General features: G+C 60.9%; 20 protein-coding genes. 12 read left to right on the plus strand and 8 right to left on the minus strand.

What is annotated here, in order from left to right; genetic code table 11:
* Positions 1–29: 29 nt before the first annotated feature.
* Genes Q1K29_RS06795 through Q1K29_RS06805 form a run of 3 tightly spaced genes read right to left on the minus strand, consistent with a single transcriptional unit; the run spans position 30 to position 3993 of the window.
* Positions 30–2246, minus strand: coding sequence for an RNA degradosome polyphosphate kinase (locus Q1K29_RS06795; RefSeq protein ID WP_300392384.1), 2217 nt, complete (start codon positions 2244–2246; stop codon positions 30–32).
* Entirely contained in the window at positions 2246–2968 is a 723-nt protein-coding gene (locus Q1K29_RS06800) for a hypothetical protein (RefSeq protein ID WP_300392387.1), read from the minus strand. Before Q1K29_RS06800 ends, Q1K29_RS06795 begins: the two co-directional genes overlap by 1 nt.
* Positions 2965–3993 carry a hypothetical protein gene (locus Q1K29_RS06805; protein WP_300392390.1) on the minus strand — a complete coding sequence of 343 codons (1029 nt, stop codon included), beginning with the start codon at positions 3991–3993 and terminating at the stop codon, positions 2965–2967. Before Q1K29_RS06805 ends, Q1K29_RS06800 begins: the two co-directional genes overlap by 4 nt.
* Before the next feature lie 109 nt (positions 3994–4102).
* Between Q1K29_RS06805 and purM the strand changes: the two genes are divergently transcribed.
* Together purM and purN are read left to right on the plus strand one after the other, a co-directional pair.
* Positions 4103–5128, plus strand: coding sequence for a phosphoribosylformylglycinamidine cyclo-ligase (gene purM / locus Q1K29_RS06810; RefSeq protein WP_300392393.1), 1026 nt, complete (start codon positions 4103–4105; stop codon positions 5126–5128).
* Positions 5125–5718: a phosphoribosylglycinamide formyltransferase gene (gene purN / locus Q1K29_RS06815; protein WP_300392395.1), complete on the plus strand. Its 594-nt coding sequence runs from the start codon at positions 5125–5127 to the stop codon at positions 5716–5718. Before purM ends, purN begins: the two co-directional genes overlap by 4 nt.
* A 39-nt stretch (positions 5719–5757) precedes the next feature.
* Here purN and ndk read toward each other — a convergent pair whose 3' ends face one another.
* Positions 5758–6180, minus strand: a complete 423-nt coding sequence (gene ndk / locus Q1K29_RS06820) for a nucleoside-diphosphate kinase (RefSeq protein WP_300392398.1) — start codon at positions 6178–6180, stop codon at positions 5758–5760.
* 155 nt (positions 6181–6335) lie between these two features.
* Between ndk and Q1K29_RS06825 the strand changes: the two genes are divergently transcribed.
* Positions 6336–6527, plus strand: a complete 192-nt coding sequence (locus Q1K29_RS06825; RefSeq protein WP_300392401.1) for a hypothetical protein — start codon at positions 6336–6338, stop codon at positions 6525–6527.
* Here the strand turns inward: Q1K29_RS06825 and Q1K29_RS06830 are convergent.
* Together Q1K29_RS06830 and Q1K29_RS06835 are read right to left on the minus strand one after the other, a co-directional pair.
* Entirely contained in the window at positions 6524–6994 is a 471-nt protein-coding gene (locus Q1K29_RS06830; protein WP_300392404.1) for a DNA polymerase III subunit chi, read from the minus strand. The genes Q1K29_RS06825 and Q1K29_RS06830 overlap by 4 nt on opposite strands.
* A gap of 2 nt (positions 6995–6996) precedes the next feature.
* Complete coding sequence (locus tag Q1K29_RS06835) at positions 6997–8463, minus strand: leucyl aminopeptidase (RefSeq protein ID WP_300392407.1); 1467 nt, start codon at positions 8461–8463, stop codon at positions 6997–6999.
* Positions 8464–8558: 95 nt separating this feature from the next.
* Here Q1K29_RS06835 and Q1K29_RS06840 point away from each other — a divergent pair, with 95 nt between their 5' ends.
* The 9 genes from Q1K29_RS06840 to Q1K29_RS06880 all read left to right on the plus strand — a co-directional run bounded on the left by Q1K29_RS06840 (position 8559) and on the right by Q1K29_RS06880 (position 18067).
* Positions 8559–9665, plus strand: a complete 1107-nt coding sequence (locus Q1K29_RS06840; RefSeq protein WP_300392409.1) for an LptF/LptG family permease — start codon at positions 8559–8561, stop codon at positions 9663–9665.
* Complete coding sequence (locus Q1K29_RS06845) at positions 9662–10783, plus strand: LptF/LptG family permease (protein WP_300392411.1); 1122 nt, start codon at positions 9662–9664, stop codon at positions 10781–10783. Before Q1K29_RS06840 ends, Q1K29_RS06845 begins: the two co-directional genes overlap by 4 nt.
* Positions 10784–10851: 68 nt before the next feature.
* Positions 10852–13422 (plus strand): type I DNA topoisomerase, encoded by a 2571-nt coding sequence (topA, locus tag Q1K29_RS06850; RefSeq protein ID WP_300392414.1) that lies wholly within the window; start codon positions 10852–10854, stop codon positions 13420–13422.
* A gap of 30 nt (positions 13423–13452) precedes the next feature.
* Positions 13453–13911, plus strand: a complete 459-nt coding sequence (locus Q1K29_RS06855; protein WP_300392417.1) for a GNAT family N-acetyltransferase — start codon at positions 13453–13455, stop codon at positions 13909–13911.
* Between the two features lie 122 nt (positions 13912–14033).
* Complete coding sequence (locus Q1K29_RS06860) at positions 14034–14165, plus strand: hypothetical protein (protein WP_300392421.1); 132 nt, start codon at positions 14034–14036, stop codon at positions 14163–14165.
* A 64-nt stretch (positions 14166–14229) separates the two neighbouring features.
* Positions 14230–16476: a ribonuclease R gene (rnr, locus tag Q1K29_RS06865; RefSeq protein ID WP_300392424.1), complete on the plus strand. Its 2247-nt coding sequence runs from the start codon at positions 14230–14232 to the stop codon at positions 16474–16476.
* On the plus strand, positions 16476–17204 hold the full coding sequence (locus Q1K29_RS06870) for an NUDIX domain-containing protein (protein ID WP_300392427.1): 729 nt from the start codon (positions 16476–16478) through the stop codon (positions 17202–17204). Before rnr ends, Q1K29_RS06870 begins: the two co-directional genes overlap by 1 nt.
* 96 nt (positions 17205–17300) lie before the next feature.
* Positions 17301–17468, plus strand: a complete 168-nt coding sequence (gene rpmG / locus Q1K29_RS06875) for a 50S ribosomal protein L33 (RefSeq protein ID WP_290751111.1) — start codon at positions 17301–17303, stop codon at positions 17466–17468.
* A 134-nt stretch (positions 17469–17602) separates the two neighbouring features.
* Positions 17603–18067 carry a universal stress protein gene (locus tag Q1K29_RS06880; protein WP_300392434.1) on the plus strand — a complete coding sequence of 155 codons (465 nt, stop codon included), beginning with the start codon at positions 17603–17605 and terminating at the stop codon, positions 18065–18067.
* Between the two features lie 7 nt (positions 18068–18074).
* Here Q1K29_RS06880 and Q1K29_RS06885 read toward each other — a convergent pair whose 3' ends face one another.
* Both Q1K29_RS06885 and Q1K29_RS06890 read right to left on the minus strand, forming a co-directional pair.
* On the minus strand, positions 18075–19445 hold the full coding sequence (locus Q1K29_RS06885) for a PleD family two-component system response regulator (RefSeq protein ID WP_300392437.1): 1371 nt from the start codon (positions 19443–19445) through the stop codon (positions 18075–18077).
* Positions 19442–19834, minus strand: a complete 393-nt coding sequence (locus Q1K29_RS06890) for a response regulator (RefSeq protein ID WP_300392440.1) — start codon at positions 19832–19834, stop codon at positions 19442–19444. Before Q1K29_RS06890 ends, Q1K29_RS06885 begins: the two co-directional genes overlap by 4 nt.
* Between the last annotated feature and the right edge of the window lie 41 nt (positions 19835–19875).

Here is a 19875-nt window from a genome sequence, read left to right on the forward strand (position 1 = left end):
ATTTCTGAGGTTCGAGCGCTGGCCGCATCTCAGGACTTGCCCCGCTTCCTTGGGGCAAGACGCGGCGGAATGCTGACGACAAGCGCGTTGCCGCGGCCGGAAAGGCTCGGGTTTTCCATGAAGTACCGGTGGGCGCTGAAGCCCTCTCCCCGGTCCGGCGGCCTGAGCCGGTGGAATCCGCCATCGCCGTCCATCTCCCAGCTTTGTTCGTCGTCGTTCAGGTTCGCGATCATGATCTGATTGAGCACCTGCCTGTGGACGGTCGGATTCTCCACAGGAACCAGAGCTTCAACGCGCCGCTTCAAATTCCGCTGCATCCAGTCGGCAGATGAAATGAAAACTTTCGCCTTCGGAGACGGAAGATTGTCGCCGTTGGCAAAACAGACGATGCGCGAATGCTCAAGGAAGCGGCCGATCAGGCTCTTGACCTGGATGTTCTCTGACAGGCCCTCCACGCCCGGCCTGAGACAGCAAATGCCCCGCACAATGAGAATGATCGGCACGCCGGCCTGACTGGCCTTGTAGAGCGCGTCGATGATGTCGCCGTCGACAAGAGAGTTCATCTTTGCCCAGATGCCCGAGGGCTTTCCGGCCTGGGCGGCTGCCGCTTCCTTCTCGATCAGCTCGACCAGCCTCGTCTCGAGCGTCCGGGGCGACATGGCGATCTTCTCGAAATCCGGCGCCACGTCAGGGGGTTCGCGATAGGCTGTAATGTAATTGAAGAGCTTGTTGGCGTCGCGGCCAAGCGCGGGATCTGCCGTAAAGAGCGACAGGTCTGTGTAGATACGCGCCGTGACGGGATGGTAGTTGCCCGTGCCGAAGTGGGTGTAGGTCTGCAGTTTCTCGCCCTCGCGACGAACGACCAGCGAGACCTTCGCGTGCGTCTTGTAGTCGATAAAACCGTAAACAACCTGCACGCCGGCGCGCTCAAGGTCTCGGGCGAGACGGAGATTGGTCTCCTCGTCAAAGCGGGCCTTGATCTCGACCAGCGCCGTGACGTTCTTGCCCATCTCCGCAGCTTCCATGAGCGCCGATACGATGGGCGAATTCAGCGTCGTCCGGTAGAGTGTCTGCTTGATCGCGATGACATCCGGATCGATCGCGGCCTGACGGATGAACTGCACCACGACATCGAAGGATTCGTAAGGGTGGTGGACAATGAAGTCCTTCGCCCGGATGGCCGTGAAACAGTCCCCGCCCATTTCGCGAATTCGCTCAGGGTATCGTGGCTCATACGGTTTGTATTGCAGGTCGGCGCGGTCCTCGATGATCAGTTCCGACAGGCTTTTCATCCCCAGCAGACCGTGCAGGACCATGATGTCACGCGGTTCAGCGCCGATCTCACGGGTGATGAAGGTCTCGAGCTGTTCAGGCGCATCGCCATCAATGTGAATCCGCACGATCCTTCCACGCCGGCGCTGCTTCAGCAGGATTTCGAATTCGTGGATGAGATCCTCAGCTTCTTCCTCGATCTCGATGTCGCTGTCGCGAACGATGCGGAACACACAGTGGCCCGACGAGCTGAAGCCAGGAAAGAGCATGTCCATGAACTGGGCGATGACGCTTTCCAGCCGGACAAAGCGGACCGCCTTCTTCTTCGAACGCTCTGGCAAGCGGATGAAGCGTGGCGAGAAGGCCGGCATCGGCACGAGCCCGACCATCGCCTCACCGCCCGCCTTTTCTGGCACGAGCTGGAAAGCCACCGCGAAGCCGAGATTGGGAATGAACGGAAAGGGATGCGCGGGATCAACAGCCTGCGGGGTGAGGATCGGGAAGACATTCTGCTCGAAATGCTCACGTAGCCAGCTGATATCTGTCTTGGAGAGATCGCTCATCCTGAGGACGTCGATCTTCTCCTCAGCCATGGATTCGCGGAGGTCTTTCCAGCAAGCCTGCTGCGCTTCCATCAGCTTGGCGGACTGCTTCTCGATCGCCTCGACCTGCTGGGCGGGCGTCATGCCTTCCTGGCTCTGCCGCGTGATACCGGCACGCAACTGCTCACGCAGGCCGGCATACCGGACCATGAAGAACTCATCGAGGTTGCTCGCAGAGATCGAGAGGAAGCGAAGCCGCTCAAGCAGCGGATGCTTTATGTTGTGCGCTTCCTCCAGCACGCGCTCATTGAACCGCAGCCAGGAAAGCTCCCGGTTGAGGAAACGCTGCGGGCTCTTCATCATTGCTGCATCCAGCGCTGTTTTTGCGACAGGTTTCTGCGTCGATTTCGTTTCGGAGTCGGCTTCCGGCATCAGTCTTCCCCGTCATCGAATAGCGGTCGCGTTCCGTCCTGGTCATCCAGCACCTCGCGGGCGAGGGGCACGGTGACTTCTCGACCTTCGGCCATCTCCTGCAGGCTTTCAACAAAAGTCTCAAGCGCGGCATAGTTTCTTTCGATGCGCAGCAGGAGATAGGCCTCGACGTCTTCCGGCAGCTTCAGGAAGCGCTTCTTCATGGCGGCATGCAGGCGCACAGAGACCATCTCATCATCCGGCGGCGCCAGTTCGACCAGCGTCATCGCTTTCAGTCGTGACGCGAGATCAGGCTGCTTCACCCGCCATAGCGCCGGGGCCTTCTGGCCGGTCAGCACGACCGAACCGCCGAGACGCGCGGACAGATTGATCAGCGAGAGGAGATTATCTTCATTCCTGACCTGATCTGCCGGATCGATCGCGACCGGCTTTCCGGCGAGCGCCTCAACCTTCTTGTGAGAGAGTTTGTCGAAGGTTTTCGCCGCAATGACTTCACCGCCCGCATGCTCTGCCCAGGCGCGCGCAGCCGTTGTCAGACCCGACTTCGGCTGGCCGACAATTGCGAGTGTATGGGTCCGCCAGTCGGGCCAGCGCTTGAGAACAGCCAGCGCTGTCCGATTGGCCGGCGTGACCGCAAGCCCGTCCAGCGTCGGCGGACCGGCTTCCGGAAAGTCGAGGGCCAGTTGGCGATGTCGTCTTGATTTGCCTGTTTCTTCGCTCACTCGACACCCAGGGAAGGTCCTTGCGAGACGGCTGATGTCATCACCCATCCATCCGGGTCAGTGTCCAGCATGACGCCGCGCTCGCGCAGATTGGTCATAAGGCGCCGCTCATCGCCAGCATAGACAAAGGCAACAACGGCACCGCCTTTTGACAGCCCTTCAATCACGAAATCGCTAACCAGCGGTGAGCGCGCCATGGCCGAACGCAGCGAGTTCCACTCGACGAGCGAAGTGAAGAAAACGGTTGAGCGCGCTGGCGTACGTTCACTCGAGCGCACAATGGATTGGCTCTTCCACACATAGTCGAGCACGTTGGACGCTGCATCGACAGCCGCCTCCAGCGTTGGCACGCTTTGCGTCGTCCCCAGCCGCGTTTCGCCCGCCGCCGTTACCGAATAAAGGTCGACCTGGAACGCCCCTTGCGACCCGCGCAGCACGGCCTTGATACCCCGGCGCGCGCCTGCGGCATCGACATCCTCTTCCAGCTCGAACCACTCCGACCGCGAAGAAAGCCCGGGCGTGCGGGAGAGTTCGTACGGGGCAAGCCGGCCAACAGACTGGTCCGGCCACGCATCCGCCCAGACCGATCCGGAGTAGCGGTCAGACACAGGGAAGATAACAGCCTTGGGCGCTGGCTGGTCGATATAGGGAATGCCCCGGCTTTCCAGGAACTGGCGGACATTGACCGGATTGTAGACGATGGCGAGCTTGCCGACATAACGATTGCCGCCGCGCGTTTCCTGCTCGACATCCACGGCGGCTGCGAGCCGCGATGCGACCTCAGCCGTGATGGCGCCCTGTTCGAGCTTGTCTGCGCGGTCCTCAGGCAGGGTCAGCCGCTCAATCATGCGGTAGGCGCCCTTGATGCGGGCGCTCATGAAGGCCTGCTGCTGCGCCTCGATAACCGAGCTTGCCTGCTCCTCCACTTCGATGTCGCGGATCGTGTATGTGTCGCGGCTCTGGGCAGACGCCGGCACGGATACAGCAAGACACAGCACAAATGCTGCCGTCAGGAATCGAATCATGGGCGCAACCCTTCCTTCTATTCAGCCGCACTCCTAGCAGGCGAATGCGTCATCTGGAACCGCTTCTCCGGCTGGTCGAAGCAGTTCGTGCATGCTAACGCGCTTCCCCATGAGTGCCAAAGATCAAACTCCCCTTTCCTATAAGGATGCTGGTGTCGACATTGAGGCAGGCGAGCGGCTTGTTGACGCCATCTCACCCATGGCCAAGGCGACCCGGCGCGCCGGTGTCATGGGCAATCTTGGCGGCTTCGGTGCGCTGTTCGACCTGAAGAAGGAAGGCTGGAAGGATCCGGTCCTCGTCTCCGGCACAGACGGCGTCGGTACAAAACTGATGCTCGCCTTCGAGACCGGGCTGCACAACACTGTGGGAATCGACCTCGTCGGCATGTGCGCCAATGATGTGCTGGCCCAGGGCGCCGAACCGCTTTTCTTCCTCGATTATTTCGCCTGCGGAAAACTCGAAGAAGGCATCGCGGAGAGCGTGATCTCCGGCATCGCCGAAGGTTGCAAGCAGGCTGGCTGTGCGCTGGTCGGCGGCGAAACCGCAGAAATGCCCGGCATGTACCCGCCGGGCCATTATGATCTGGCGGGCTTTGTGGTCGGCGCTGTCGAGCGTGACCAGATTCTCCCTCGGCTGGACGACATCAAGGCGGGTGACGTCCTGATCGGCATCGCCTCATCAGGCCCGCACTCGAATGGCTATTCGCTGATCCGGCGGATCGTCGAGCGCTCGGGCCTCAAGTGGGATGCGAGTGCGCCATTCTCCAACGCCACGCTTGGTGAAGCCCTGCTGACACCGACCCGGCTGTATTCCAAGGCTGCGCTCCCGCTCATCCGGAAGGGCCGGATCAAGGGACTCGCCCACATCACCGGTGGCGGGTTGACCGAGAATGTGCCTCGCATGCTGCCGGACGGCCTGACCCCGCGCTTCGACCGGGCCGCATGGCCGGTGCCGCCAGTCTTCGAATGGCTGCAGGCCGAAGGTAACGTCGCTGAAGACGAGATGCACCGGACCTTCAATATGGGCATCGGGCTTGTTTTCGCTGTCGCGCCTGACCAGGCCGAGGCGGCCCTCGCAGACCTTCGTGCCACCGGCGAAGAGCCCGTGGTGATCGGCGACATCATTCCCGAATGAGCAGGCTCCGCCTCGCTATCCTGATTTCAGGCCGCGGCTCGAACATGGAGCAGCTGCTGAAAGCGGCATGCGAGGACACCTATCCTGCCAAGGCCGTGCTTGTCCTGTCCAACAGGACCAATGCGGAAGGGCTTGAAACAGCCCGAGCGCATGGCGTCGCGGCCAAGGCCGTTCCGCACAAGGATTATGCGGACCGTGAAAGCTTCGAACATGCGCTGGACGCGGCCCTGCGCGAGCATGACGTCGACATCATCGCGCTGGCCGGCTTCATGCGCGTTCTGACGCCGTGGTTCGTCCGCCGCTGGGAAGGGCGCATGCTCAACATCCACCCGTCCCTGCTTCCGAAATATCCCGGTCTTGAGACACACAAGCGCGCCATCGAGGCAGGGGATGAGGAAGCGGGCTGCTCGGTCCACTGGGTCAGCGAAGGTGTCGACGAGGGCAATGTTATCGCACAGGCGCGCGTGCCGATCCTTGCCGACGATACGCCTCAGACGCTCGCCGATCGTGTGCTCGTCGAGGAACACACGCTTTACCCCCATGCGCTGGCGCTCGCCTGCGAGCAGGTCAAGAAAAAGCCCTCATCCTGAGGATAAGGGCTTCCTGAAATCTGGCGATGCCGGTGAGGCTTAGCCGACGATCTCGGCTTCGGAGAAGAACTGGCGGATTTCCAGGTCCGCATTCTCTTCGCTATCGGAGCCGTGGACAGAGTTCTCGCCGATCGATTTTGCGTAGAGCTTGCGGATCGTGCCGTCAGCGGCTTCTTCCGGGTTCGTGGCGCCCATGACGTCACGGTGCGCCTTCACGGCGTTCTCGCCTTCGAGAACCTGCACGACCACCGGGCCGGACGTCATGAAATCAACCAGTTCACCGAAGAAAGGGCGTTCCTTGTGAACACCATAGAAGCGCTCGGCCTGTTCGCGGGTCATCTTGATGCGGCGCTGGCCGATAATGCGCAGGCCGGCCTTCTCGATGACGGCATTGATGGCACCGGTCAGGTTGCGCTCGGTCGCGTCCGGCTTGATGATCGAAAAGGTACGTTGGGTCGCCATGAAAGGCTCCTTGATAGTCGTCATGTGTGGATGGTTCTGGCGCGGCCTATAGCCGGGGAGGCCCGCTTCGGCAACCGCTGCTGACAGGGTGTCGCGCTGTGCTAGTATATCCGTGGCGGACCGCGCCCCCACGCGAAACCGGAGGAGCATGCCCCATGCTTGGATTGCTGAGACTGATGATCGCCTTCTGCCTGATCATCGCCGCTGTTTATGGCGTGATCTATCTGTGGACCGGTGTCCTGCCCGAACATGCGCTAAAAGTGCTGGCCACGGTCGCCATTGTGACCGTGCTGTCGCTGGCGATCATGCTGCTATCGAAACCGGTCGGCAGTGAAAAGGGAAGCTAGCCCGCTTCTTTCCAGCCACCCTGGTCAGTCTGCTGGAAATAGCGCGTCGTGAGCCCGGCGTCGCTCGCTGCCTTGTAGAGCGTGCGCGCCTTGCCGCGCACGGGCGCGTCGCCATCATCGAACATCACCATGCAGCGCTCGAAGGGCGCATCGATCGGGAGCTCGGCTCCATCCATCAGCAGAGCCACAGCAGCCTGATTCACGTTCTCGCCCTTCTCGGCGATGAGGACAGGCTGCTTCTCCGGATCGAGCCCGGCGGCCTCGGCCTGTCCATGCGGCAGGAAGCTCCGGTCATCATAGGTCCACAGCGCGGCATCGAGCGCGCCGCGGCGGCGGAGGTCGGGGCTGACAGCAAGCACGCGCCAGCCCCGCTCCAGACATTTCTCAAGTAACGGGCCGGCAGCCTGTTCAAGCGTCGTACGCTTCAGATGGTAGAACCACCATTCAGGCTTGCCGGCCTCGCTCATGCTCAGCCCTCGTAATTGTCCGCGATCCAGCGGTCGAGCAGGCGCGGACCGAAGCCGGATGCCCAGCTCGGATCGAGCGGCGACTTCTCGCCATCGACCCAGGCCACGCCGGCAATATCGAGGTGTGCCCACTCCTGCCCTTCATTCACGAAGCGCTTCAGGAACTGCGCCGCCGTGATCGAGCCGGCAGCGCGGCCGCCGATGTTGCGCATGTCGGCGAATTTCGACTTGAGCAGCGAGTCGTATTCCGAACCGAGCGGCAGGCGCCACACGCGCTCACCCTCGGCCAGGCCGGCCTTGGTGAGCCCTTCCGCCATTGCATCATTGTCGGTGAAAAGACCGGCATGATGGTGGCCGAGTGAAATGACGATCGCGCCGGTGAGGGTGGCAAGATCGACAATGGACTTCGGCTTGAAGTGCTTCTGGGCATACCAGAGCACATCGGCGAGTACGAGACGGCCTTCCGCATCGGTGTTCTGGACTTCGATGGTCTGCCCGGAGGCAGACGTCAGGATGTCGCCGGGGCGAATGGCATTGCCGTCCGGCATGTTCTCGACAAGGCCGACCAGGCCGACCACGTTCGCTTTCGCCTTACGCTTGGCGAGCGCCAGCATCGCGCCGGTCACAGCGGCTGCCCCGCCCATGTCACCGCGCATGTCTTCCATGCTCGGTCCCGGCTTCAGAGAGATGCCGCCCGTGTCGAAGCAAACACCCTTGCCGACGAGTGCGACCGGTGCGTCATCCTTCGCGCCGCCCATCCATTTCATGATGCCGAGCTTGGATTCCTTCACGGACCCCTGCCCGACGCCAAGGAGTGAGCCCATTCCAAGCTTTTCCATCTCCTTCTCGCCGAGGATCTCGACCTCAAGGCCGTGCTTTTCCAGCTCCTTGATCCGGTCGGCAAAGGCTGCCGGAAAAAGAATGTTGGGTGGCTGGTTCATCAGGTCGCGGGCAAGCCTGGTACCCGCGGCTGCCGCATCAAGCGGCGCCCAGGCAGCCTTGGCAGCGCCCTCGTCGGGGCAAACCACGGTAAACGCTTCAAGGCTCGGCTTGTCTTCAGGCTTCTGCTTGGTGAAATACTCATCGAAACGGTAGGAAGCGAGCTCGGCACCGATTGCGGCGCGCGCGGCAAACTCCGCATCATCGACATGCAGTGCGAGCGACTTGTAGCCGCTGCCGCCCTGGCTCTTGGCCAGCAAGGCGCCAATCTTCTCCTGCGCGCGGGCATCGCGATCTTTCGGCTTGCCGCCGCCGATCAGGACAGCGCGCCGGGCCGACGCACTCTTTGGCAGGACGGCATAGGTCTGCTGCCCCGACTTGCCAGTAAACCGTTCCTGCTCAAGGGCTTCGGTGAGCAGACCGCCGGATGCCTCGTCCAGGGCTTTCGCCGATTCCGGCAGCTTTCCGCCTTCATCAATGACGAACACAGCAATCTCTGCATCCGCTTGTTCTGCAAATGTGATTTTCATGAATAAACTCCGTTTGGGGCAGAAACTAAGCATCGACGCGCGCCAATCAACTCGCTAGGCAGTGGCGCGAGGCAAAAACTTCACCCGTACCAGTGATGAAACGCATACAGAGCTATCTCTTCAAACAGGTTTTCCGCTCTGTGGTCATCATTGTCGGCGGGCTGACCCTGCTTGCCATTCTTGCGCAGGGTCTCTCGCAAACAGACCTGATCGTGGAGAATCGCCAGTCGGCGCTCGTGTTTTTCTATGTCGTGGCGCTGGGCGCCCCGCAAGTCATCGCACTGCTGACACCGCTCGCCCTGTTCGTCGCGACCGTCTGGTCACTGAACAAGTTGCACCGCGACAACGAGATCGTCGTCGCAGGGGCGGCAGGTATGACACGCTGGCAGATCGCCTCGCCAATCATTCGTCTGGCTGTGCTTGCTGCGCTGGCCCACCTTACCGTGAACCTCTGGGTCCAGCCGACCGCCCAGCGCACCCTGCGTGAGACTGTGAGTGCCGCACGGGCCGATCTCGCTTCCTCACTGGTACGTCCCGGCCAGTTCACATCGGCTGGAGAAAATCTCACGGTCTTTGCGCGGGATTCCCGCGGCGGCGACCTGATCGGCGTGCTGATTTCGGACAACCGCGCTGAGTCGCGGGATTATCTCGCCCAACGTGGCCGCTTCGTCGAAGTCGATGGCGTGCCGAGCATCGTGATGTGGGAAGGCCAGATCCACCAGATGGATTCCAATGGCGCACTTTCCATTCTCGATTTCGACCAATCGACCTTCGATCTCTCGCCCTTCATAAACGACTCCGATGCTGTCGTGCTGAAGGCGTCGGACCGCTACCTGCACGAACTCGTCTCGATCGACCGGACAAATTACCAGGAATTGCAGGACGAGGAAAAATTCCTGGCCGAGGCCCACACACGGCTCACAACGCCCCTCGTCAGCATTGCCATGGCGCTCATAGCGATCACCGCTGTCCTTGGCGGGGATTTTAACCGGCGCGGCTATTCGCGACGGATCACGATTGCAACGGCCTGCGCGCTCTTCCTGATCATGGTTCAGCTGACCGTTCAGTCGGCCAGCAGGGACGCGGTGCTGATGAATATCGGCCAGTGGCTTGTGCCGATTGGCACCATCATCGGCATCTCGATGGTCTTCTTCAAATGGCGGCTGCCCAAGGCTGAACGTGTGCAGGGAGCGTATCAATGATCGGCCCCACCCGCCTGCAGACTTACATCTTCCGTCAGTGCCTGATGGGCCTGGCGCTTGTCATGGCAATCTTTGTCATCACCATCCTGCTCGTCGATGTTGTCGAGCAGCTACGTACTGTCGGCGGCGATGTCGATCTGCCACCAACCGTGGCGGTCCAGCTCTCGCTGATGAAACTCCCCGGCCTGATCGAACAGACCCTGCCCTTCGGGATTCTGGTTGCAGCGATGATGGCCTATAGCCGGTTGAATGTCCGCTCCGAACTCTCCGTCATCCGGGCGTCGGGCGTCTCGGCATGGCAGTTCCTCACACCCCTCATCGTAATGTGCGTCCTGCTCGGCTTCTTCTCGATGATGGTACTCAACCCGCTCGGGGCCCGTCTGTCCGACAGCTTCGAATCCCTTCGCAATCAGCTGCTTGTTTCGGGTGGCGTGCGCGTGGATTCGAGCAAGACGGATGTCTGGCTCCGCCAGGGCGACGGTGACACGCAGATCGTGATCCATGCCGACAATGTCGACGAAACAGGTCAGATATTCGAAGGCGTGAAAATGCTGGAAGAAGGCCGCGTCTACATCAATGGCGCCCCGACACAGCGATATGAATTCGTACGCCGGATCGACGCCGAGCGCGCACGCATCGTCGGTGGCTTCTGGCAGATCGAAGACCTTGTCGAGAACGAGCCCGGTGAACCGCCACAACGGATGGAAAGCCTTGCCATCCCGACAGATCTCGACCCGGACACGCTGCTCGACCGGTTCACCTCGCCGAACACGATCGGCTTCTGGACGCTGCCCCGGTTCATAGACCAGACCCGCCAGGCCGGACTGGATTCCTCGCGCTTTGCCGTACGACTGTTCGGGCTGACCGCAATTCCTGTCTTCTATACAGCAATGGGTCTGATCGGCGCGCTCGTCTGCCTGCGCCTGTCGCGGCTTGGGGGAACCAGCCGGCTGGTCGCGGTGGGGGCCCTGTCTGCAACCGGTGTCTTTTTCATCATGCAATTCTCGTCCAGCCTCGGGGCGTCCGGCGCCTTGCCGCCGATCATTGCAGCCTGGTCTCCGGCGCTCTTCGCGCTCTTCGCCAGTCTTACCGTTCTCGCCTATCGCGAAGACGGCTGACATCGCTGCCGGGTTGACAGCGCACCTCGCGAAACCCAAGTTCCGCCGCTCTTCGGAGGGTTCCCCATATGAAAGTCGTTGTTGTTGAATCGCCTGCCAAGGCAAAGACGATCAACAAGTATCTCGGTAAAGACTACAAGGTGCTGGCCTCTTACGGGCATGTTCGCGACCTGCCGTCCAAGGATGGCTCGGTCGATCCGGACAATGATTTCGAGATGGTCTGGCAAGCTGATTCCAAGTCAGCCAGCCGCATCCGTGAGATCGCCGATGCGACGAAGTCGGCTGACAAGCTGATTCTCGCAACTGACCCCGACCGCGAAGGCGAGGCCATTTCGTGGCACCTTCTGGAAGCGCTCGACAAACGCAAGGCGCTCAAGGGAATTCCGGTCGAACGTGTTGTATTTAACGCGATCACGAAGAACGCCGTCACCAAGGCGATGGAAGAGCCACGCGAGATCGATCAGGAACTTGTCGATGCCTATCTCGCCCGCCGGGCGCTCGACTATCTGGTTGGCTTCAACCTGTCGCCGGTTCTCTGGCGCAAGCTGCCAGGCTCACGCTCGGCTGGCCGTGTCCAGTCCGTGGCGCTGCGCATCATCTGCCAGCGGGAGTTGGAGATCGAAACCTTCGTTGCCCAGGAATACTGGTCGATCGAAGCGGATCTGCGCGCCAAGGACGGGACCGACTTCAAGGCCCGCCTGCATGCGCTCGATGGCAAGAATCTGAAGAAGTTCGACCTGCCGGACGAGAAAGCCGCAACCGCCGCGCTCGAAGCGGTCAAAGTTGGCGGCTACTCCGTCAGCTCGGTTGAATCGAAGCCGGTGCGGCGCAATCCCCCGCCGCCCTTCATTACCTCGACCCTGCAGCAGGAAGCCTCCCGCAAGCTCGGATTCACCGCCAAGCGGACAATGCAGGCGGCCCAGAAGCTTTATGAGGAAGGCCGCATCACCTATATGCGGACCGACGGCGTCAACATGGCCGAGGAGGCCTATCAGGCCGCACGCAGCCAGATCGAAAGCGATTATGGCGCCCGTTACCTGCCGGAAAAACCGCGGCGTTATTCCTCCAAGGCCAAGAACGCCCAGGAAGCCCACGAAGCCGTTCGCCCGACCGATTTCAGCCTGCGTCCGGAAGAGTATCGCGGCGATGGCGACCTGAAGAAGCTCTACACACTGGTGTGGCGCCGGGCTGTTGCCTCGCAGATGGAAGCGGCCGTCTTCGAACGCACGACGCTGGACTTCATGTCGAAGGACCAGCGTGCCCAGCTGCGCGCCACCGGCCAGGTCGTCGTATTTGATGGCTTCATCAAGCTCTATACCGAAGGCCGGGATGACGGCGATGATGATGAGGACGGCTCGGACCGCCTGCCAAAGATGCAGGAAAACGAGCATGCCGACCTGAAGGACGCGAAATCCGAGCAGCACTTCACGCAGCCGCCGCCGCGCTTCACGGAAGCCTCGCTGGTCAAACGGCTTGAAGAACTCGGCATCGGCCGCCCGTCGACCTACGCCTCGACGCTGTCGACACTGGAAGACCGCGAATATGTCCGCCTCGACCAGAAAAAGCTGATTCCCGAAGACAAGGGCCGGCTCGTCACGGCCTTCCTGGAAAACTTCTTTGCCCGTTATGTCGAATACGATTTCACAGCCCAGCTGGAAGAACAGCTCGATGTGATCTCTGATGGCAAGCTCGACTGGAAGGCCTTCCTGCGCGACTTCTGGGTCCAGTTCCAGGCCGCTGTCGCCGAGACGAAAGAGCTGCGCGTTTCCGATGTGCTTGATGCACTGAACGAGGCGCTCGGGCCGTATGTCTTCCCGTCAAAGGACGAGAACGGCGAACAGAAAGCCAATCCACGTGAATGCCCGCTTTGTGGCGAAGGCGAGCTGTCACTGAAGCTCGGGCGTCATGGCGCCTTTGTCGGCTGCTCGCGCTATCCCGACTGCAAGTTCACCCGTCCCTTCTCGGTCGACAATGACAAGGAACATGCGATCAACCCGGACGGCGAGGAGCTTGGCCTGCATCCCGATACGGGCGAGCCTGTACTGTTGAAGACCGGACGCTTCGGCCCCTATGTCGAGACCTCACAGGGCGAAGATGAGAAACCGAGACGGACCAGCCTGCCAAAAGGCTGGGAGCCGCAGTCGATGAATCTCGAACGAGCCCTGAAGCTGCTGATGCTACCGCGCGAAGTCGGCAAGCACCCGGAAGACGGCGAACCGATCCTCGCGAATCTCGGCCGTTATGGCCCCTATGTTCAGCACCAGCGGACCTTCGCAAACGTTCCGAATGTGGAAGAGCTGTTCGAGATCGGCCTCAACCGGGCTGTGACCCTGATTGCAGAGAAAAAGGCGAGCCGTGGCGGCGGCCGCTCCGCTGTGAAGCCACTCAAGGAACTCGGCAAGCATCCGGGCGATGACGAGCCGATCCACGTCTATGAGGGCCGCTACGGGCCGTATGTCAAACACGGCAAGACCAATGCGACCCTGCCAAAGGACACCACGCCCGACACGGTGACGCTGGAACAGGCGATCGAACTGATCGACGCAAAGGCGAAGAAGAAGCCGGCGAAAAAGAAGAAGGCGCCTGCCAAGAAGAAGGCCACGGCAAAGAAGAAGCCGACCGCCAAGGCGAAGGAATAGGCTGGAGGGAGGTCTGCAGCATCGATGGCGATGAATATCAGGCCCGCCACGCTGAGCGACTTGCCGATCTTGCTCGAATTCGAGCAGGGGATCATCAGGGCCGAGCGCCCTTATGATCCCCTGCTGAAGCCCGACCCGATCAGCTATTATGATATTGGCGAGATGATCCGCGCCGATGATGCCGAGGTTATGGTCGTCGAGATTGATGGAGAGCTTGTCGCTTCAGGCTATGTGAAGACAAAGGCCTCCCGGCATTACACCTCACCGGACTGGCACGCCTTTCTGGGGTTCATGTTCGTTCGCGAAGATCAGCGCGGCCGTGGGTTGAACAAGGTTTTGCTGGATGCCCTGACGGACTGGGCCCGAAAGCGCGGTCTGACCGAAGTCCGCCTGACGGTCTATCCCGGCAATGAGCCAGCCATTCGCGCTTATGAGAAAGCCGGCTTTACCCCCTATCTCACCGAGATGCGGCTGGGCTTGGACGACTGAGCCTGCCACCCACAGCATCCGTCCTTGCCTTCATGGTAAACTGAACCAGATCGACCGGGAAACGTTGAATTGCTTTGCGCAATGAAAACAAGGTGTTTTCAAAGCCGACAGGAGGACAGACCATGACTGACCCGAAAATCCAGACAGATGAGGCACGCCAGGGCGAAACCGGCAAGGGCGTACGCTGGGTTCTCATCATCTCCATAATTGCCGCCATCTTCGCGATGGGCATTCTCATCGGGACCATGATCTAGGAGTGGCTGAGGCCAGCCTGAATGAATCCGAGCATGTTGACGCAGAATCCCTTATATCGTGGCCATGAGTTTTCCTGACCGCGAGACCGTTCTCGACTTCATATCCAACAATCCCTCGCTCACGACCAAGCAGGAGATTGCCCGCGGCCTGAAGGTGAAAGGCCGCGAGCGGCAGGCGCTGCGCGCCATCCTGAAAGACCTGGAAGCCGACGGCACGCTTGAACGCACCGGCAAACGCGCCTGGGCCATGGCAGACCAGCCGCCGCCGACCGGCGTCATCACTTTCGAAGAGATAGACAATGATGGCGAACTGATTGCCCGGGCTGTCGGCCGCGAGGGCGCTTTCGGACCGCCAATCCGGTATGCCGGCTATAGCGGCAAGTCACGCGGCCCAGCCCCGGCGGTGGGCGATCGCGGCCTTGCAAGGGTCAATGAATCAAATGGCGAGTATCACGCCAAACTCTTGAAGCTCTTCGAGAAACGCGACGAAGAATCACCGATGACCGGCCGCTTCGAGAGCACGCCGCGCGGTGGCCGCGTGGTGCCGGCGAGCCGCAAGGACAAGCGCACGCTGCTGATCGATACGAGCGACAGCAAGGGTGCCGAGGATGGTGACCTTGTCAGCGCCATGCCAAAACCAGGCAAGCCGAATGGTCCGGCTTTCGGCGTCGTCACCGACATTCTGGGGCGCATGGACGACCCGCGTGCAGCCTCGCTCCTTGCTATCCATGGCCATGACATTCCGGTCGAGTTTCCCAATGACGTCCTCAACGAAGCCAAGTCGATCAAACCGCTCGATGCCCCGCGCGAGGACCTGACCCAGCTTGACCTGATCACGATCGACCCCGCCGATGCGCGCGACCATGACGACGCTGTCTATGCCGAGAAGCTGGACGATGGCTGGCGCGTGATCGTCGCGATCGCCGATGTCGCCGCCTATGTCAGGCCCGGAACGGCCCTTGATCGCGAGGCGCAGAAGCGTGGCAACTCCACCTATTTCCCCGATCGCGTCGTGCCGATGCTGCCTTTCGAGCTGTCGGCAGATGCCTGCTCGCTGGTCAATGATGAGGATCGGCCCTGCATGGCCGTCGAGATGATCTTCGACCAGTCCGGCACCAAACGCTCGCACCGCTTCATTCGCGGCACGATGCGCTCCAAGGCGAAGCTCGCTTATGAAGAGGCCCAGGCGGCAATCGATGGCAAGAAAGGCGGACCGGGCGAACGCTGGCTGGACCCTGTCCTCAAACCGCTGTGGGGTGCCTATGAAGCCCTCGGAAAAGCACGGTCAAAACGTGCTCCGCTCGATCTCGACATGCCCGAGAAAAAGGTAGAGATTGGCGAGGACGGGACAGTCAAAGGCATTATCGAAAAGGAGCGGTTCGACGCGCACCGCCTGATCGAAGAATTCATGATCCAGGCGAATGTCGCGGCGGCTGAGACCCTCGAAAAAGCGGGCGCGCCCCTGCTCTACCGGGTTCACGACCAACCCTCGGACGCCAAGATCGCGGCGCTCGCGGACTTCCTGCAGACCCTGGACATCAGCTGGCCTGTCGGCGAACGCCCACAAACGCACCGCTTCAACAAGCTGCTCGGCGATACGCGTGAGACAGACCATTCTGAAGCGGTCTCGGAAATCGTGCTCCGCTCGCAGGCGCAGGCGATCTACGATCCGGACAATCTCGGCCACTTCGGTCTCAATCTCGCGCGTTATGCGCACTTCACTTCGCCTATTCGGCGCTATAGCGACCTGATCGTCCACCGCGCGCTGATCAGCTCGCTGAACCTCGGCGACGACGGACTGACCGACGAGATGGCGGCCTCGCTTCACGATATTGCCAGCCACCTCGTCGATACCGAGCGCCGCTCCATGGCGGCCGAACGCGAAGCGACCGATCGCTATCTCGCGCTTTACCTGCAGGACCGGGTCGGCGCTGAATTCGAAGGACGTATTACCGGCGTGACGCCGGCCGGGCTGTTCATCCGGATGGCCGGAACCGGCGCGGACGGCTTCTCACCCATTTCCAAGCTCTCCGATGACTATTGGGTGCACGATGAGGCAAGCATGTCGCTGATCGCACGCGGGTCCGGCAAGCGGTTCGAGCTCGGCCAGACCGTGAAGGTCAAACTGCAGGAGGTGACGCCGCTCCAGGGCGGGTTGCTGCTCGAGGTCCTCTCGCCCCCGAAGCCAAAGAAGCCCGGCGAAAAACCGCCCGCTTCGCGCAAGGGCAGGTCTGGTCCGCGCGGGCATGGCCGTGGCAAGGTCTCCTCCAAGCCCCGCCACAAGGGGAGAAAAAAAGGAGGAAAGCGCTGATGACCGTCAAACTCGGCAGCGCTTATGACAAGGAAGGCGACGGCGACATCATCCAGAAGGACAGGCCGACGCCGCGTCCGCGTGATGCTGCCACGCTGATCCTTGTGCGCCGCGATCAGGCCCAGCCACGGCTTCTGATGGGCAAACGCTCAGGCCGTCATTCCTTCATGCCCGACAAGTACGTCTTTCCCGGCGGGCGTGTTGATACCGCGGATGGCCGGGTGCCAAGCCTGTCGGAGTTCCGCTCTCTGGTGGAGCAGAAGCTCGCCCACAAGACCCGCCGCAAGCCACGTGCCTTTGGCCTCACCGCTATCCGCGAGACCTTCGAGGAGACCGGCCTGATTGTCGGGCGTGCCGGGCAGTTTCCCGGGGATCCCGCTGCCGACTGGGAAAAATATGCCAGCCAGGGCGCTGCCCCCTGCCTGCAGGGCTTCACCTTCATTGGCCGCGCCATCACCCCGCCCTACAGGCCGAAGCGTTTTGATGCCCGCTTCTTCATGGCCGAGGCAGAAGACGTGCTTATCGATGAACGCCCCGCGGTGGACGGGGCCGAGCTGCATGACCTTCAATGGGTCACGCTTGAGGACGCAATGGCGCTGGACCTGCCGAACGTCACGCGTTTCATGATCGGAGAGATCGGCGAGCGCCTGCAACAGAAGGATCCGGAAGCGGTGCGCCCCCCTTTCCTTCGCTGGACGCAAAGCGGCCATTCGCGCGACAGGATCTGAGATTCAGCGCTCTGCGCACAGCCGCTTGACTTTGAAGGTCTGCCCCTTCATTAAGCGCCCTTCGAATTCCAGAAACACCCGAAACGAGCATTCGTCATGGCCAAGCCGACAACCATCAAGATTCGCCTGAACTCGACCGCCGGGACGGGCTTTTTCTATGTGACCAAGAAGAACCCGCGCAACATCACCGAGAAGCTCGTGATGCGCAAATACGACCCGATTGCGAAGAAGCACGTCGAGTTCAAGGAAGGCAAGATCAAGTAAGGTCTCGCTCCTTCAGACAGATCATCATGCAAGCCGGGCGCCCTGCCCGGCTTTTCTTTTATGGCGTCCGTAATTGTCCTTATAGAGCCACACGTTTCCCTGTATGCTACTGTAGCAGTAACAGGAGGTAAGCCATGGCTCTGGAGTTCAATAAGGTGGTCGCCGTCATCGATGTCGATGATGATCTGGCCGATCTGGTTTTTGAAACCGCAAAGCAGATGACGGCATCGAGTGGCGAATTGCACGCCATCGATTCGAATCCGTTCATCACGACGTTCGAGTCCCCCTATGCGAGTGGCGCTCTGGAAGCGGATGCGGAAGCGCACCGGGCGGATGCCGAACGCCGCAAGCAGAAGCTCGATGCCTTGGCGGCCTCCCATGGCGGCGCAAAGGAACTGGCTGTCCTGGAAGGCAACCCGTCACGTGATGCGGCCAGCTATGCGAAGAAGAACGATGTTGATCTCATCGTCATCGGTTCACACCAGAAAGGCTGGTGGAAGCGGCTGCTGGAAGGCTCGGAAAGCTCCGACATGATCCGGGAAGCCCCGTGCGCCGTCTTCGTCGTAACCACGGCACACAAGAAGAAAACAGGCGGCTAAGTCCGCATCAGGCAGCGATATTCGTAACCCGGTTGCGGCCCGATGTCTTGGCACGATAGAGGGCCGCATCGGCGCGCCGCAGGATATCGGCAACGGTATCCTGCTCCCCCTGATAGGCCGCGACACCGGCGCTGACGGTGACTTCGATCACGTCGTTGCCATTTCCATCCAGCGCAAATCGATCTGCCGCGATTGAGCGGCGAATCCGTTCGGCGGCACGTCCGGCGAGTTCACCGGTTGTTTCCGGCATGATGACGAGAAATTCCTCGCCGCCCGGGCGGCAGACGATGTCCTTCGGGCGGACATTCTCCTGGATGCGCTCGGCGAATTGCTGGAGAACGCGGTCGCCAGCTTCATGGCCGTACTTGTCGTTCACCTGCTTGAAGTGATCGATATCCACCGCGATAACGGACAGGGGTATATTGCCAGCCGCTGCCCGCTTCATCCACAAGCCAAGCTGATTGGTCATGTAACGGCGATTATAAAGCCCAGTAAGCTGGTCGACGACCGACAGCTCCAGCCCGCGGTCGACGCGGCGGCGCAGGATATCGACATAGCGTCGGCGCTTGGTCTGCGTATTTACCCGCGCGAGCAGCTCCTCTGGTACGACGGGGGTCTGTATGATGTCGCTGGCCCCGAGCTCAAGCGCCTGGGCGGCAATTTCGCGGTCGCTGCTGTTCGCCATGACAATGATCGACAGTGCGCGTGTCGCGTCCGTGGTCCGGAAGTGCGCACAAAGACGTAGCGGGTCGAAACGCTGGTGGCTGAGGCTGAGCAGGATAATATCGAGATGGCTCGTGCCCCGGCCGTTGGACTGATCAGCCTCATCGAGCGTCAGGACGCGATGGCCTGCCTGTTCCAGAGGTTCTCGGATGGCATTCGCAACGCCCTCGCGTGAATCGATCAGGAGAATGTTCGCTCCACGCTCCAGCGCGAGACTTTCATCATCGCTGAGCGCCCCGGCCCGCACCCCGTTAGCCTCACGGTTCCGCAGCTCGTGGGCGACTGCGTTGTATCGGTTCAGGGCTCCGATCCTTGCCATCAGTGAAAAGTCGTCGACCGGCTTTGTCAGGAAATCATCGGCGCCTGCCTCAAGGCCGCGCACACGGTCAGCGGTCTCGTTGAGGGCGGTCAGCATCACGACCGGGATATGCGCAGTTTCAGGGTCAGCCTTCAGGCGGCGGCAGACTTCGTAGCCATCCATCCCCGGCATCATGACGTCGAGCAGGATAATGCCAGGCTGGTCGGCATGTGCAATCTCAAGCGCTTTCTGACCATCCTCGGCGAGCAATACAGAATAGTATTTCGCTTCCAGCTTTGCCTGCATCAGGCGCCGGTTGGCCAGGATATCATCGACGACAAGTAATTTAGCGCTCATGCAGCCTTACGATCCCCCACCAGCTCTTCAACTGTTGTCAGGAAAGATCGCATCTGGATGGGTTTGGACAGATACCCCTCGCAGCCGGCTTCCCTCACCCGCTGTTCATCGGCGCGCATTGCAAATGCGGTCACCGCCAGCACCGGAATATTGCGAATCGATTCGTCGTCCTTGATCCAACGCGTGATATCGAGCCCGGAAACTTCCGGTAACTGGATGTCCATGATGATCAGGTCCGGCTTGTGCTGGCGTGTGAGTTCCACGGCCTTTGCGCCATCCCGGCATTGCAGCGTATCGAAACCGAAGGCATCCAGCAGGTCGCAGAAGAGCCGCATGTTGAGTTCATTGTCCTCAACGACCAGAACGGTTTTCTTGTTGCCTGTGGCCATTACTGCGTTCTCGATTGCGCGATCGATTCTGTGACTATTCG

The sequence above is a fragment of the Henriciella sp. genome (assembly GCF_029937755.1).
In the GTDB taxonomy this organism is placed as follows: Bacteria; Pseudomonadota; Alphaproteobacteria; order Caulobacterales; family Hyphomonadaceae; genus Henriciella.